Source organism: Microbulbifer maximicatervae (SeqCode) (assembly GCF_052468155.1).
The window spans coordinates 483,800-498,609 of the sequence record NZ_CP174335.1; the positions used below are offsets into that span (position 1 = coordinate 483,800).

At 52.4% G+C, this 14,810-nt stretch carries 11 protein-coding genes; 9 read left to right on the forward strand and 2 right to left on the reverse strand.

Annotation, left to right across the window (positions count from 1 at the left end; translation table 11 throughout):
• The first annotated feature begins 56 nt into the window (after positions 1-56).
• Positions 57-998, forward strand: a complete 942-nt coding sequence (gene mepA / locus ACJJIY_RS01985; protein WP_445358980.1) for a penicillin-insensitive murein endopeptidase — start codon at positions 57-59, stop codon at positions 996-998.
• 4 nt (positions 999-1,002) lie between these two features.
• A complete protein-coding gene (locus tag ACJJIY_RS01990) occupies positions 1,003-2,013 on the forward strand; it encodes a D-alanine--D-alanine ligase (RefSeq protein ID WP_445355638.1) in 1,011 nt (336 codons plus the stop codon).
• A gap of 53 nt (positions 2,014-2,066) precedes the next feature.
• On the opposite strand, the gene ACJJIY_RS01995 is transcribed toward ACJJIY_RS01990, so the two are convergent.
• Positions 2,067-2,636 (reverse strand): HNH endonuclease, encoded by a 570-nt coding sequence (locus tag ACJJIY_RS01995; RefSeq protein WP_282931208.1) that lies wholly within the window; start codon positions 2,634-2,636, stop codon positions 2,067-2,069.
• Positions 2,637-3,432: 796 nt separating this feature from the next.
• Between ACJJIY_RS01995 and ACJJIY_RS02000 the strand changes: the two genes are divergently transcribed.
• The 7 genes from ACJJIY_RS02000 to tcuB all read left to right on the forward strand — a co-directional run bounded on the left by ACJJIY_RS02000 (position 3,433) and on the right by tcuB (position 12,747).
• Complete coding sequence (locus tag ACJJIY_RS02000) at positions 3,433-4,920, forward strand: PQQ-dependent sugar dehydrogenase (protein ID WP_445358981.1); 1,488 nt, start codon at positions 3,433-3,435, stop codon at positions 4,918-4,920.
• A 50-nt stretch (positions 4,921-4,970) separates the two neighbouring features.
• Complete coding sequence (locus tag ACJJIY_RS02005; RefSeq protein ID WP_444915498.1) at positions 4,971-5,285, forward strand: exodeoxyribonuclease VII small subunit; 315 nt, start codon at positions 4,971-4,973, stop codon at positions 5,283-5,285.
• A gap of 15 nt (positions 5,286-5,300) precedes the next feature.
• Positions 5,301-6,194, forward strand: coding sequence for a polyprenyl synthetase family protein (locus ACJJIY_RS02010; protein WP_445359643.1), 894 nt, complete (start codon positions 5,301-5,303; stop codon positions 6,192-6,194).
• Positions 6,195-6,289: 95 nt separating this feature from the next.
• Positions 6,290-8,206, forward strand: a complete 1,917-nt coding sequence (gene dxs / locus ACJJIY_RS02015) for a 1-deoxy-D-xylulose-5-phosphate synthase (protein WP_445358982.1) — start codon at positions 6,290-6,292, stop codon at positions 8,204-8,206.
• Between the two features lie 140 nt (positions 8,207-8,346).
• Positions 8,347-10,197 (forward strand): DUF885 domain-containing protein, encoded by a 1,851-nt coding sequence (locus ACJJIY_RS02020; RefSeq protein WP_445358983.1) that lies wholly within the window; start codon positions 8,347-8,349, stop codon positions 10,195-10,197.
• An 80-nt stretch (positions 10,198-10,277) separates the two neighbouring features.
• Positions 10,278-11,687, forward strand: a complete 1,410-nt coding sequence (gene tcuA / locus ACJJIY_RS02025; protein WP_444915496.1) for an FAD-dependent tricarballylate dehydrogenase TcuA — start codon at positions 10,278-10,280, stop codon at positions 11,685-11,687.
• Positions 11,674-12,747: a tricarballylate utilization 4Fe-4S protein TcuB gene (gene tcuB, locus ACJJIY_RS02030; RefSeq protein WP_444915495.1), complete on the forward strand. Its 1,074-nt coding sequence runs from the start codon at positions 11,674-11,676 to the stop codon at positions 12,745-12,747. Before tcuA ends, tcuB begins: the two co-directional genes overlap by 14 nt.
• Positions 12,748-12,759: 12 nt before the next feature.
• Here tcuB and ACJJIY_RS02035 read toward each other — a convergent pair whose 3' ends face one another.
• Positions 12,760-14,808 (reverse strand): TonB-dependent receptor, encoded by a 2,049-nt coding sequence (locus ACJJIY_RS02035; protein ID WP_445358984.1) that lies wholly within the window; start codon positions 14,806-14,808, stop codon positions 12,760-12,762.
• Between the last annotated feature and the right edge of the window lie 2 nt (positions 14,809-14,810).

Below are 14,810 nucleotides of genomic sequence, written 5' to 3' on the forward strand. Positions count from 1 at the left end.
GTCGGGCGCCACTTGAGGTGGCCCGACAACTGTGACTTATTGGTATCCAGGGACCTATGCACCCGAAAGCTCAAAATTCAGTATCCACTACCGAGGCCGTTAGCCCCTTTAAAGCGGGATTTTTACGGCAAATAACCCACACCCTGATTCTCGCCTCGGCCCTAGCGAGCGGCGCCGCAAGTGCCAACGACTGGGATAAGGTCGAAGTGCCCAGTGCACAGACACCATCGAGTATTGGCACCTACACCAATGGCTGCCTGAGTGGCGGAGAGACCCTGCCATTGAGGGGAGAGGGCTATCAGTTGGTGAGGACTGGCCGCGATCGACATTTTGCCCACCCCCAGACCATTAACTTCCTAAAGGAGTTTTCCCAGAGCGTGGCGCAGAAAGATCTGGGCAGAATCCAGATCGGTGACATGTCTATGGCTCGAGGGGGCCCTTTCGGCAGTGGTGGGCACAACAGCCACCAAACTGGCCTGGACGTAGACATCTGGTATTCCCAGGATCGGCGAGCCGCAGAGCGTCCCCTCACCCCGTGGGAGCGTGATAATATTTCTGCTGTTGCCTTGGCTGATGAGCGCAAACACCGCCTAATCCCTGAAAACTGGGACGACCGGGTTCCCAAAATCCTGCGCTTGGCCTCAGAGGACCAGCGGGTCGAACGAATTTTTGTACACCCGACCATCAAGCGCCACCTGTGCGAAATATCCGGCGAAGATAACGAGTGGCTGCGAAAAGTGCGCCCCTGGTGGGGGCACAATTACCATTTTCATGTGCGCCTGGCCTGCCCAGAGGGAAGCACCAACTGTAAGCCCCAGGCACCAGTGACCACTGCAGCCTGTGGCAGTGACCTGGATTGGTGGTTTAGCGATGACTTCTATGCAATTCTCAATGGCACTAAACCCCAGCCGAAACAGAAAAAGCCGAAACCAAAGACCTTGCCTCAACAGTGCGAACAGGTATTAACCGCACCTTCGGCAGGCACTACGACGGAATAATTTTATGATTAACACCTTGCTTATCTGCGGCGGTGGCGGCAGCGAGCACGACGTATCCCTCAGAACTGCTGATTTTATCGAGGACAAGTTGTCAGCGGCAGAGGACATCGCCCTATTGCGGGTGGAAATGGATAGCAGTGGCTGCCTTACCGACAGCCAGGGCCGGGTTTACCATATCTTTTACGATCGCAAAATTCGCGATGAAGAAGGTAACTCCTGGGATGTGGACTACGTAATTCCTGCAATTCATGGCTACCCGGGAGAGACCGGCGATTTGCAGTCGCAACTGGATATGTTCGGCATCCCCTATTTCGGCTCTGCACCTGAGCCCAGCAAAATCTGCTTTAACAAAATTAAAACCAAGATGTGGCTCAGCGCTCTGGGTATTGAAAACACACCTTACGAGTTTTTGCACAGCACTGAAGTCGAGGAGCTACAAAAAGCTCACGATGCCCTGGAGAACTGGGGCGAGGTATTTGTTAAAGCCTCCAATCAGGGATCTTCCGTAGGTTGCTTTAAGGTCCGTGACAAAGAGGGCTTAGAGGCCGCGATCGAGGACGCCTTTAAACTCTCCCCTTATGTGCTGATAGAAAAAGCATTGAAAGCCAGAGAGCTAGAAGTTGCGGTTTACCACTACGATGATGATGTGATCGCAACCCACCCGGGAGAAGTACGCGCCCCAACGGATACTTTTTACACTTATAAGGAAAAGTATGCCGAGGGCAGCCGCGCGGTCACCTTTATCGAAGCTGCTGATCTTCACGAAGAACAGCTTCAATGGATAGCCGAAGTATCCCTGCGCACTTTTAAAGCCCTAAAGCTGAAGGATTTGTCCCGCATAGACTTTTTCCTGACAGAGACCGGCGAACTCTACCTCAATGAGGTCAATACTTTTCCCGGTATGACACCTAACTCCATGTTCCCCAAAATGATGGAAAACCACGGGCACAATTTCACCGAATACCTGGCCGGCCTGATCCGCTCTGCGGTATCTTCACCTAACGACAAGACATAATTAAAAGGGGCCTGTTGGCCCCTTTTCTTTTTTGCTCATTTTGATCCGACGGGCTAGTGCAACAACCACCCCTGTTGACGTCGCCGTGAAAACTGGCCGCGCAGAAACTCCATCTGATCGCCGCGAATCCGCTCACTGTTAATCAGGGCAAGGTATTCAGCTGCATTGGGGCAGAAGGGCAAAGCCAACAACTCCATGTCGATATTTTCCAATAATTGATTGCCCTTATGCTGGTTACAGCGCCTGCAGGCCGCAACCACATTTTCCCAGGAATCAACTCCGCCTTTGGAAACAGGAATAACATGGTCCCGTGTCAAATCCACACTTTTAAAGAAGTTACCGCAATAAAGACAAGTATGGGAATCGCGAAAAAACAGTGCTCGATTTGTTAGAGGTGGGCGCCGGCGCGGACGGGCCATACGTGCACCGCCACAGGCGATAATAGCGGCCAGATCGAGGCTGGAGCGATCGCCATTGCGATTAAAGCCTCCTCTCACCCGCTGGACAACACCTCCCAGCGACCATGTAACCAGCTCCCGCACGTACAGACAGGATGCCTCTTGCCAACTCAGCCATTCCAGCGGTTGTCCCGCCAGGTTTAAACGCAATATTCTCGCGTGCATAACCTCGCCTCCCCACAGTCGAATAGAACAAGGCAGCCCCGGAACTGTTTCCGTGTAATCACAACAGTTTTTATAAAGAAGAAAAAAGAAGTTTTGGAGTGACAGATCGAAGGGACTGGATGACGATGACAGAAGCTGGCGCGATTCACAGCATTAGAAAAAACTGCCACCTTCGAAAGTAAAAGCTTGCTCCCAGACAAGATGGAGGAGTCTGAAAGCTTTTTTACCAACGAAAATACAGATGCCCACAGGCGTAGTTTTGCCTTGGGTAATACGGGCACTTCTGCTGGTAGATTACTGAATGCGCCACCCTCCGCCGGCTCATGGGTAATTTGGCCGGCCTATCAACATTAAAGCGGATAACTATTACAAATTCCAGACAGTGACAAGCCGATGGTGGAATTACAGCAAATTACAAAGGATAGGTATAAATTCTGGAAAGTGTTGTAGGCAGCAACAGGCAGATTAAAGCAGAATGTAAAACACCGCCCAGGCAATCCGGCCCGGGCGGTGCGTCTCACAGGATGGTGCCCATATCCCTAGGGCGAGCGGCGCAATCCATTTATCCATTGCCGCAGTAGTGCAGTCCCTTTCGCGTCCTTGCAAGTTAATTATGGACATCAAGGGAGAAAAAAGTAGGGGAAATCTGCTGAATTTTATGTAAGAGATATCTCACAAACTGAGTTACCTGTTACAAAAGGGAGGGGAGACAGGAAATTAATCCCGCGTTAACTATAGGGGTAAAAAAGTAAGCGCGGCAACTATAAACTTCTTTATTTCAAGTTCAATCGATACCATGAAGAAAACGTTGAAATATACGCTAATATTTTTTATTGCCCTGGGAGCGGTGCTTTCTACCGCCTTGGCCACCTTTAAATCCAGTGTCAGTGTACCCTGGCGCCAACTGGTCGGTGGTGTCAAAACAACAGAAAAAGAAGTGACAGGCAGGCTAACGGCAGCGGATGGATATTCGGTCGAATTATTCGCAAGGGATGTTCCTGGCGCACGCTGGCTCATAGTGACCCGCAGCGGAGACATCATTGTCTCTCAGCCGAGACACGGCAAAGTTTCACTTTTATTACAGGATAAAGACGGCGACGGCCGCAGTGACGGGCAAAAGACCCTTATTGATAATCTTCAACGGCCCCACGGATTATTACTACACGACGGCTGGTTATATATTGCCGAAAGTGACGCAGTTGGACGGGTCCCCTTTGATCATTCCGATGGGCGACTCGCTGGGCGCTACCAGAGAATTATTGAAAATCTTGAGGACGATGGACACTGGACAAAAACTATTGATATGAGTCCCGATGGATGGCTTTTTCTCAGCAGTGGTTCCAGCTGCAACGTTTGTATTGAAAAAGATCCTCGCCGCGCAACCATCATGAGAATGAAACCAAACGGAGATAATTTTGAAATATACGCCACCGGCCTGCGTAATAGTGTGGGGTTCGATTGGTCTCCAAAAGATGGCGGACTTTACGCAACAGATAATGGCCGCGATTGGCTCGGCGACAACTTGCCGCCAGATGAGCTCAACCTGATTCGCAAAGACCAATTCTACGGATGGCCCTACGCTTACGGTGACCGGGTTCCCGATCCGGATCTTGGGGTGGATGCAAGCCCTGAAATCCAGCAAAAGATTGCTGACTCAATTCCTGCTGTGTACGAATTTCGCGCTCACAACGCGCCACTCGGGATTAAATTTTTGCGCAGTGTGGAACAGCCTAAGGATTATCGCCATGCAGCGCTGGTCGCCCTGCACGGCTCGTGGAACCGCAGCGTGAAAGATGGTTATAAAGTTGTCTCCCTGCACTGGAGTAACGACGGGGAAATTCAACAGAGGGATTTCCTGTGGGGGTTTCTCAGCGATGACCGCCAAACGGTTTACGGCCGCCCTGTCGCCATCGCCGAGGATAAACTGGGCAACATCTATATTTCCGATGACTACGCCGGTGCAGTTTATCGTGTAAGCCAAGGACCCCCTCGCCAAGCTGTATTGACAACACAGCAGCCACAACTGCAAAAAACATCCACGGCCAACGCGCTTTCAATAGATGCCGAGGTGGTTCAACTGGGCGCCCAGCTCTATCGGTCTAACGATTGTGCCCACTGCCATCAGGCCCAGTTTCCCCTGCGCAACCTGTCCGCTAAATACACAGCGCAGACCCTGGCTGACTACTTCGACGCCCCAACACCACCAATGCCTAACTACAACTTTACGGCGGTGCAGAAAAAAGCCCTGGCGCACTATCTTTTATCCCGGGAGTCGAGCCTCTAGGAATTGCGCTCCTAAACGACACTGAGAGGAGGCTCCCGGATGAGGGGGCCATGGAATTGACCCCCGCAGCGCCAGCCGCTAAGGTTGCCCCGCAATTAAGAGGCGATGCTATGGCGGCAAAGAAAAAAACATCAACTTTTGAAGAGAGTCTCGAGGCGTTGGAACAGCTGGTTGAGCGACTCGAAGGCGGAGATCTCCCATTGGAGGAGGCTCTCGCTGATTTCGAAAAGGGAGTGAAACTCACCCGGGAGTGCCAACAGAAGCTCGCCAAAGCCGAGCAGAAAGTGAAGCTGTTAATTGAAGAGAGCGGCAATATCCGCGAGCTCCCCTTTGATGCCGACGACAACTCCGGGGACCCAGTTTAAGTGAGTTCCGCAAACCTGCCAGAGGAGCTGAAAGCCTTCCTACAAGCCTCCTCCACACGCGTCGAAAGCCGAATCCAGCAGGCGCTCAACACCCCGATCGACGGCTCAGAAAAGCTGTTCGAAGCAATGCGCTATGCCGCACTGGGCCCCGGCAAACGCCTGCGCCCCGCTCTCGTCTACGCTTGTGCCCAGGTTTTTCGGGGAGTCGATTTTGACTTGGCCTATTGCGATAGCACAGCGGCGGCCCTGGAGTGCATTCACGCCTACTCCCTGGTTCATGACGACCTGCCGGCAATGGATGACGACGACCTTCGTCGAGGTCGCCCCACCTGTCATATCGCCTATGACGAAGCCACAGCCATTCTCGCCGGCGACGCACTGCAAACCCAGGCTTTCGAGTTGCTCCTCGCTGAACCCCTCGCCCCTCAATTGCAGTTACAGCTTATGCGTGAGCTCGCCACTGCGGCGGGGGCCCGAGGTATGGTCGCCGGCCAGGCTATCGACCTGGACTCCGTTGACCAAACCCTGACCCTGGATCAGCTGGAGCCCATGCACCGCCTCAAGACCGGGGCTCTGATTTGTGCCAGCGCTCGTATGGGCGCACTGCTGGGCGGTGCCAGCGAGAGGGAGCTGGAGATTATTACCCGCTACGCCCAAGCTATTGGCCTGGCATTCCAGGTTCAGGACGATATTCTCGATATCACTGCTGAAACCGCGGTTCTGGGCAAAACCCAGGGCGCCGATGCCCTGCGCAACAAACCCACTTATGTCTCTCTGCTCGGCGTCGACGGCGCCCGGGACAAGCTGGCAAAACTGCACGCCCAGGCCTCCCAGGCACTGCAAAGTCTCGATGGCGATACCCTGCTACTGCAGCAGCTCGCAGACTATATCGTGCAGCGCGGACACTAAGTCACAGCCTTGCCTGTGGGGTTTGGGATGCAATATGCCCGCCACGGGCATACAATCCCCCTCAATATCACCATCTGTTGCAACTGATACATTTGATGCTCGAAGAAATTCCACGCACACGCCCGCAGACACCGCTACTCGACTCGATCGACGACCCGGCGCAGCTGCGCGCCCTCGATGAACGCCAATTGCCGGAACTCGCCAGCCAATTGCGCGAGTACCTGCTGTATTGTGTCGGCCAGACCGGCGGGCACTTTGGTGCCGGTCTCGGTGTGGTGGAACTGACCATCGCCCTGCATTACATATTCAATACCCCGGAGGACCGGCTGGTTTGGGATGTGGGCCACCAGACCTACCCTCATAAAATCCTCACCGGTCGCCGCGAACAGATGCTGTCCATGCGCCAGCAAGGGGGCCTGTCCGGCTTCCCCAAACGCAGTGAGAGCCCCTACGATACCTTTGGAGTCGGCCACTCCAGCACTTCGATCAGCGCCGCCCTGGGTATGGCCCTGGGCTCCCCTGACGATCGCAAGGTAGTGGCGGTGATTGGCGATGGCGCCATGACGGCGGGAATGGCTTTCGAAGCCCTGAACCACGCCTCCCATACCGGCAAGGACATGTTGGTTGTTCTCAATGACAACAGTATGTCTATCTCAAAAAATGTCGGCGGCCTGGCTACCTATTTCGCCAAAATCCTGGCCAGTAAAACCTACCTGAACATGCGCGAGGGCAGCCGTAAGATACTGTCTGCCATCCCCAAAGCCTGGCAATTGGCGCGACGCACCGAAGAGCATGTCAAAGGTATGATCACGCCGGGTACCCTGTTCGAAGAACTGGGTTTTAACTACGTGGGCCCCCTGGATGGCCACAACATGCACGACCTGGTCCACACCCTGCGCAACTTGCGCAGCCAGCCGGGCCCGCAACTCCTGCATATTGCCACCACCAAGGGCAAAGGCTTCGGCCCCGCTGAAGAAGATCCGGTGGGCTACCACGCGCTGAACAAGCTGGAGCCGGAAGCCAAGGTGCAAGTAGCCGTACCCGGCAAGAAGAAACTGCCCAAGTACCAGGATATTTTTGGCCAGTGGCTGTGCGATGCCGCAGAACAGGACGAGCGCCTGGTCGCTATTACCCCGGCAATGTGTGAGGGCTCCGGTATGGTGGAGTTCTCCAAGCGCTTCCCGGACCGCTTCCACGACGTAGCCATTGCCGAACAGCACGCCGTCACTCTCGCTGCGGGCCTCGCCTGTGAAGACCAGAAGCCGGTAGTTGCTATTTATTCGACATTTTTACAGCGCGGCTACGACCAAATGGTGCACGATGTGGCAATCCAAAACCTGGATGTCACTTTCGCCATCGACCGCGCCGGCCTGGTTGGGGAAGACGGCCCCACGCACGCGGGTAGTTTTGACCTCACATTTATGCGCTGCCTGCCCTACCTGGCTATCGCCGCGCCCAGTGACGAAAACGAATGCCGCCAGCTGCTCTATACCGCCTACCAACACAACGGCCCCACTGCTGTGCGCTATCCACGCGGAACTGGTATGGGTACCGCCATCAACAAGGAAATGACAGAGCTACCGATCGGCAAGGGGCGCCTGTTGCGCCAGGGCAGTGGTGTAGCCATCCTCAGCTTCGGAACCTTACTCGGCCCCGCTATGGCCGCTGCAGAGCAGCTGGGGGCCTCTGTAGCCGATATGCGCTGGGTAAAACCCCTGGACGAGACACTGATCGATGAACTTGCCAAGAGTCACCAACTCTTAGTTACCATCGAAGAGAACACCATTGCTGGTGGTGCTGGCAGTGCCGTACTCGAATACCTCAATAGCACTGCGCGGTCAGTACCGGTGCTGCAACTGGGGCTTCCAGATCAAATTATTGAGCACGGCAAGCACAAAGACCTGCTGGCGGCCATCGGCCTCAATGCTTCCGGTATTGAGGAACAGATTCGCAGGCGCTTGCAACTGATCAATCACCAGGAGTTTGGCAGTCGCACAGCGGCAGCCAACTGACCCAGCCCGCCTTTGGCAGCCAGCTAATGCGGCTGGCTGCTCTTCGAATGCCCGGCAATAAATTGCCGGCAGTGGTAACAAACCACCCATTGACTAAATCCGGCCACTATTTGGACCACACGCTTTCACTCGAGGGGACTATGTCGTTTATCAGAAAAGCCCTATTCACTTCCCTGGGACTTATTGCCAGCCTCAATACCTCGGCGATGGATCAGGATACCTTCCGGAAAGCATACAAGTCCCTTCCGGAGACCAGCGCCTCCGAGCGCCTCATCGCCTTACAGGATTTACGTTATCGCTGGATTATGGAGAGTTATCCCAGCCAGGCAACCTACGAGGGCTACCCCGGGCAAAATCATCGCTGGGTAGATAACTCCCTGAAATCTGTGAAACTCAGGCAGAAGCAGACCCGAATCCTATTGGGCGCTACACGCAATATCGACCAGAGCGACCTGCCAGCCGGGCAACAATTGGATTACCAGCTGCTCTACCAGGACTTATTGGGAGAAGTAAAAGGCTTCCAGTTTCCAGAGCACTTGCAACCAATTACCCATATGAGCGGTATTCAGCGCAATGTACCGGCTGTTATCAATAGCATGCCCAAGCGCACTGCAGCCGATTACGAAACAATTATCAGCCGCTTGGAAAGGTTGCCAATCCTGATTGAACAAACCCAGGGGCTGATGCGCCGGGGCCTGCGCAAAGGGGTCACACCACCACAAATTACCCTGCGCGACCTGCCGCGTCAGATACGCGCACTGGTACCTGTCGCGCCGGAGCACAGCCCATTGCTGACGGCATTTAATCGAATGCCTGAGGCCATCCCAGCAACTAAGCGGAAAAACCTGCAGCAACGCGCCTATGCCATTTACAGCAAACAACTGGTACCGGCCTGGCAGGGTATGGCTGAATTTGTTGAGCGAAAATATATTCCCGAGGCCCAGGTGGATACCGCTTTAACCAGCCGCCCTGACGGTCTGCGCTGGTACGCCCATAAAGTGGAAGAGAGTACCACCACCGATCTTAGCCCCGAAGAGATCCACCGCATTGGGCTTGCGGAAGTGAAGCGAATTCGAGGGGAGATGGATAAAATCATCCAGAAGACAGGCTTCCAGGGAGACTTCAAAGCATTCACCGAGTTTCTGCGTACCGACCCGCGCTTTTACCACACCAGCCGGGAGGGGTTACTGCGGGATTACCGCGATATTGCCAAGCGCATTGATGCAGAGCTGCCCGCTCTGTTCGGCACCTTGCCACGCCTGCCCTATGGCGTGAAACCTATACCCAGTTATTCAGAACAATCCCAAACCACAGCTTATTATCTGCCCGGCTCCAACGAAGCTGGCCGTGCAGGTATCTTCTTTGCCAATACCTACAACCTGCCCAGCCGCCCAAAATGGGAAATGGAGGCGCTCACAGTGCACGAGGCGATGCCGGGTCACCACCTGCAAATTGCCTTGGCACAAGAGCAAACTGATATTCACCCACTGCGCCGTATGGCTCTCTATACCGCATTTGTAGAGGGTTGGGGCCTTTACTCCGAAAGTCTCGGTTACGACCTGGGCCTGTATAAAAACCCCTACAGCGAATTCGGTGCACTCTCTTACGATATGTGGCGTGCAGTGCGTTTGGTTGTGGACACCGGTATGCATCAGCTGGGCTGGAGCCGCGAGGAAGCGATCGAATACTTTATGGAAAACAGCGCCAAACCGCTCCACGATGTAACCGTCGAGATAGACCGCTACTTAATTTGGCCCGGCCAGGCCCTGGCCTACAAGCTAGGGCAGCTCAAAATTAAAGAGCTGCGCAAAGAGGCGGAGGAAACCCTGGATAGCAATTTCGACATTCGCAGTTTCCATGACGCTCTGTTGGGATCTGGAGCACTGCCACTGAATATTCTTGAAGAGCGCATGGACAACTGGCTGGAAAGCCAGGCCTCTGTATCTGTTCACATCGACATGCAGCAAGCTGAACAACCCGCCACCAGCTAACGATTTTTTGCGGCAGGGATTGCCTGCCCGCCTATTTATTCTCAATTTTCACCTACCTTTTGCAATGGAACACTGATCCATTGCAAAAGGGTTTTCTATCGGTGAACACTCACTACGACCTCGCCGTAATTGGGGGTGGCAATGCCGCTCTGTGCGCAGCTATAACTGCTGCCGAACTTGGGGCCAAGGTGATTATCCTGGAAACTGCCCCCAAGCCCTATCGAGGCGGCAATTCCCGCCACACCAGGGATATACGCTGTATGCACCGAGGCCCCCTGGGTCCACTGGAAGGTGATTACAGTGAAGACGAGTACTATGAAGACCTGCTAAAAGTTACCGGGGGTAAAACCAATGAGCAGTTAGCTCGGCTGGTTATACGCTCATCAGAAAAAGCGCTTCCCTGGATGCAAAAGCACGGCGTTCATTTCCAGCCGCCTCTGTCCGGCACACTATCCCTCACGCGCACAAATGCTTTTTTCCTTGGCGGCGGTAAGTCCCTGGTTAACGCCTATTACCGAACTGCAGGCAAATTAGGTGTTGATGTGCTGTATCGGGCACACGTTAAGCACCTGCAGCTAGAGGGCAATCATATTACTCGTGTCGACTATGTTTACGAGGGACAGCAATACCAAATTGAACCCAGGTCAGTTGTAGCAGCCTCCGGCGGATTCGAAGCCAATCTTGAGTGGTTGGAAAAAGCCTGGGGCCCAGCTGCTGAAAATTTCCTGATACGCGGAACACCTTATAACCGGGGTGTGGTCTTGGAAGATTTACTGGAGCAAGGCGTGCAGTCCGTCGGAGATCCCACCCAGTGCCATGCAGTGGCAATTGATGGGCGAGCGCCGAAGTTTGATGGGGGCATAGTAACCCGCCTGGATTGTGTCCCCTTTTCCATCGTCGTTAACAAGGAGGCCCAGCGCTTTTATGACGAGGGAGAAGATATTTGGCCCAAACGCTATGCCATCTGGGGCCGCCTTGTCGCACAACAGCCAGACCAGGTGGCTTTTGCAATTATCGACTCCAAGTCTTTAAAAATGTTTATGCCATCAGCATTTCCTCCGACCGAAGCGAACACCTTGGAGGAACTCGCGGAAAAAACCAGTTTACCCTCTGAAAAACTGATCGATACCATAGCAACCTTTAATGCTGCTTGTGGCAGTAGTGACGCTTTTCACCCCACCGAGCTGGATAGTGTCGCCACTACCGGCCTGACACCAGAAAAAACTAATTGGGCCCGCCCCATCAGCGAGCCACCATTTTACTGCTATAGCTTGCGCACCGGGGTTACCTTCACTTATCTGGCGCTCAAGATTGATGAGAATGCCCAGTGCAGCACTGCCACAGGGCCGGTAAAAAACTTGTGGGCTGCAGGAGAAACCATGGCCGGGTCAATCCTAAGTCAGGGATATCTGGCTGGGTTGGGTATGATGATCGGCACCGTTTTTGGGCGTATTGCTGGCAGGGAAGCCGCTAACTATGCAAATGGATAATTTGGAAGAGGCACGGCGGCAAGCAGAAATCTGTAATGCCTGTCGCTATTGCGAGGGCTACTGCGCCGTTTTTCCAGCACTTCAACTACACCGCTCTTTCTCAGAGGGAACCATCACCCAGTTGGCCAATCTCTGCCACAACTGCCGAGGTTGTTACTATGCCTGCCAGTATACCGATCCCCACGAATTCAATATTAATATTCCCCAAGTCATGGCCGAAGCGCGACAGAAAAGCTGGGAGACTTTTGCCTGGCCGGGAGGTATCGCTAGAATGTTCCAAAAACGCGGCAGTCTGATCGCCCTGGCTACTATCATCGGATTTGCCATCATCTTTTATGTAATAAGAGTATTGAAACCCAGTGGTGGTGAGGGCTTCTACGCAATTGTTTCTCACGCCACTATGACCAGTATTTTTTTACCGGCCTTTCTTTATCCGCTGTTTAGCCTGGGGATAAGTTTACGTCGCTACTGGAGGAAAATCGACGGGGAAAAAATTACCTGGGGTCAATTTAGAAGTGCATTAATTTCAGCAGGAAAACTAAAGAATCTATCCGGGGGCCACGGGGATGGATGTAACTTCGAAGAGGAAGACCGATTCAGCAACCAGCGACGATACGCACACCAAGCTGTTCTATACGGCTTCTTATTGTGCTTTGCAGCTACCTGTTCGGGCACAGTAATGTATTACTTTCTGAACATGCCAGGGCCATACTCGATTTTTTCTGTACCCAAATTACTTGGTATACCTGGTGGATTACTCATATTAGTGGGGTGTAGCAAGCTTATTCAGCTAAAGCTCAAGGCTGATCCAGAACTTGGCTCAGCAAGGGTTTGGAGCGGGGAGATGGGGTTTGTTGGCCTACTGTTATTCATCGCACTCAGCGGTCTATTACTTTTTTCCCTCGGGGGGACAGCCGCACTCCCCCTACTATTGGATTTACACTTGGGTGCAGTTCTCGCATTTTTTTTACTCACGCCCTACACTAAAATGGCTCATGGTTTTTATCGCATGGCAGCGTTGATTCGGGACGCTCAAATGAAATCCGAAAGCAAAAAGTAAGGCCTTATTACATTACCAATCAAAATTGATTCCAAAGTAAATTGAACGAGGCTCTCCAGGGAAATAGCGGCTACCACTAAAACTACTGTAATCCGCGCGCTCAGCATAGGCTTTATCGGTAATATTCAGTATTCGAGTAGAAATTTGATATTGTTTCCACTGCCAGGCCAAATGGAGGTTCAGTAAGTCATGTCCTGGATACCGATAAGCATTTTGAGGATCTGTAAAATAGCTACCCTGATGTAACCATTCAAACTCCGCTGATACCAAAGAATTCGGGGACCAGTGAAGTCGATAACTACCAAAGGTCTTTGGCGCAGAATCTACAAGCTTTCCATCCAGTTCTACACCTTGCAACTCCCTTTGATCTGCATAGCGATGTTCTGCATAGCTGGTACTCACCTCTACCCGTAAGCTTTCAGTGAATTCATAATCTACAGCCAACTCAACTCCCCAGTGCCGGGTTTTTCCATTGGACTGATTAAAATAGTCGGCATCACGAAATATTACATTCTCCTTTTTCATCGTATAAGCCACCCACTCATATGACAAAGAGTCGCCTATTTTCCTCAGCCCTACTTCAAAGCTATTAATTTCCTCTGGATCCAGCTCTGCTACCGTCTGCTCTCGCTGTAATCGATATAACTCTGTCGCTTGGGGTACACGATAACCCTGGGCCAATTGAGTAAAGAGTTGTAGTTCATTACTTAACCATAATAGCGCTCCCAACTTGGGGGATATATTGTTAAAGTTATCTTTTCGGTCACTCGGTCGGCTAAACCGGCAGCCGCCGAAGTCACAAGCCATTCCATTTTCATCGGTACGCCCGGAGAGCATGTTATTGTCGTAATTGTAACGTGCAGACTCAAACCTCACTCCGCCAGTAATTTCTAATTTATCACTAACCTGCCAGTTTACCGATGCGTAAGGAGCGAGATTCCAAGCCGTCACTTCGTAATCATAGTGCTTCCCCACAGGAATCGTCGCCTGAAGAAATTCAGATCCCTCGGTAGTACTCTCTTGCACCTCCAAGAGATATCCCTCGCTTAATTCAGTATCAATACCCGAAACCAGATTCAGTTTTTTATCCAGCTCAAGATAATAACCAGTTCTAATTCCAATACTTTCCTGACCATTTTCTTCCAAAGGCTGGCCCGGTAAATAATGTTGCAGAAAACGCATTTTGGTTTTTCGAAAATACGGCGACAACTGTATTTGGCTATCACGATTAATAGGTAAATCGATCAGGGAATACATCCTGATAGCATAGGCATCCCGAAATGCCTCTGGGTTGGGGTTTGTACGGCTCAATCGAGGATCTCGATAAGCGCTCTCTCCCTCAACGTAACCCGCAGTTTCCTGGTTCAGGTTTGTAGCTACCAAACGGGTTCGAACCCTGCTATCTCCGATGTGGCTAACATACTGAACACTGGCTTTTTGCTGATCCACACCGGAGTGATCTCTATAGCCACCATCGGTCGTCAGATACAAATCCGTACTTATTCCATCACCTTCAGTATTAAAATGATGATTCGCCGACACACCCACTCGGTAATAATCGTGAGGCCCCGTCTCAACATTGAGTAATCCACCCTCATCCTCAACAGGGTCACGGCTAATAATATTGATCAATCCATGCAGGGCATTTGATCCATATAGCGTACCAGCAGGCCCTCTTATGACTTCGATATGACGTGCTGTCTCACTAAAAGATTCAAATAACTCATTGATATTGCAAAAGCCGTTTGCTCGCAGTGGAATGCCATCCTCTGCTGTCAGAACTCCCCCACAAGCGCCCGCACCCGTCAGTACTGGGGAGCGCAGGGCGGGCAGATATTCCTGCCCATTTCCTCGAGCCAGATTTGCTCCGGGCACACTCGCCAAGCTTTGTTGGATGTGGGTGTTACCCGCTTTCTTGAGCACATCATTGTCGACAACAGAAATGCTCTCTACCCGCTCCGCAATGCCCTGAGCATACCTGCCCGCTGTAACAACCAGGGTCTCTATCTTTGCCTCATTACCATACGAAAAGTCAGAAAGGAAACATAACCAGACAGACACAA

Bases quoted from the DNA above. Each gene is read 5' to 3' on its own strand.
- dxs (WP_445358982.1), top strand. From the start codon at position 6,290: ATGCTCGAAGAAATTCCACGCACACGCCCGCAGACACCGCTACTCGAC.
- ACJJIY_RS02000 (WP_445358981.1), top strand. From the start codon at position 3,433: ATGAAGAAAACGTTGAAATATACGCTAATATTTTTTATTGCCCTGGGA.
- tcuB (WP_444915495.1), top strand. From the start codon at position 11,674: ATGCAAATGGATAATTTGGAAGAGGCACGGCGGCAAGCAGAAATCTGT.
- mepA (WP_445358980.1), top strand. From the start codon at position 57: ATGCACCCGAAAGCTCAAAATTCAGTATCCACTACCGAGGCCGTTAGC.
- ACJJIY_RS01990 (WP_445355638.1), top strand. From the start codon at position 1,003: ATGATTAACACCTTGCTTATCTGCGGCGGTGGCGGCAGCGAGCACGAC.
- ACJJIY_RS01995 (WP_282931208.1), bottom strand. From the start codon at position 2,636: ATGCACGCGAGAATATTGCGTTTAAACCTGGCGGGACAACCGCTGGAA.
- ACJJIY_RS02020 (WP_445358983.1), top strand. From the start codon at position 8,347: ATGTCGTTTATCAGAAAAGCCCTATTCACTTCCCTGGGACTTATTGCC.
- ACJJIY_RS02005 (WP_444915498.1), top strand. From the start codon at position 4,971: ATGGAATTGACCCCCGCAGCGCCAGCCGCTAAGGTTGCCCCGCAATTA.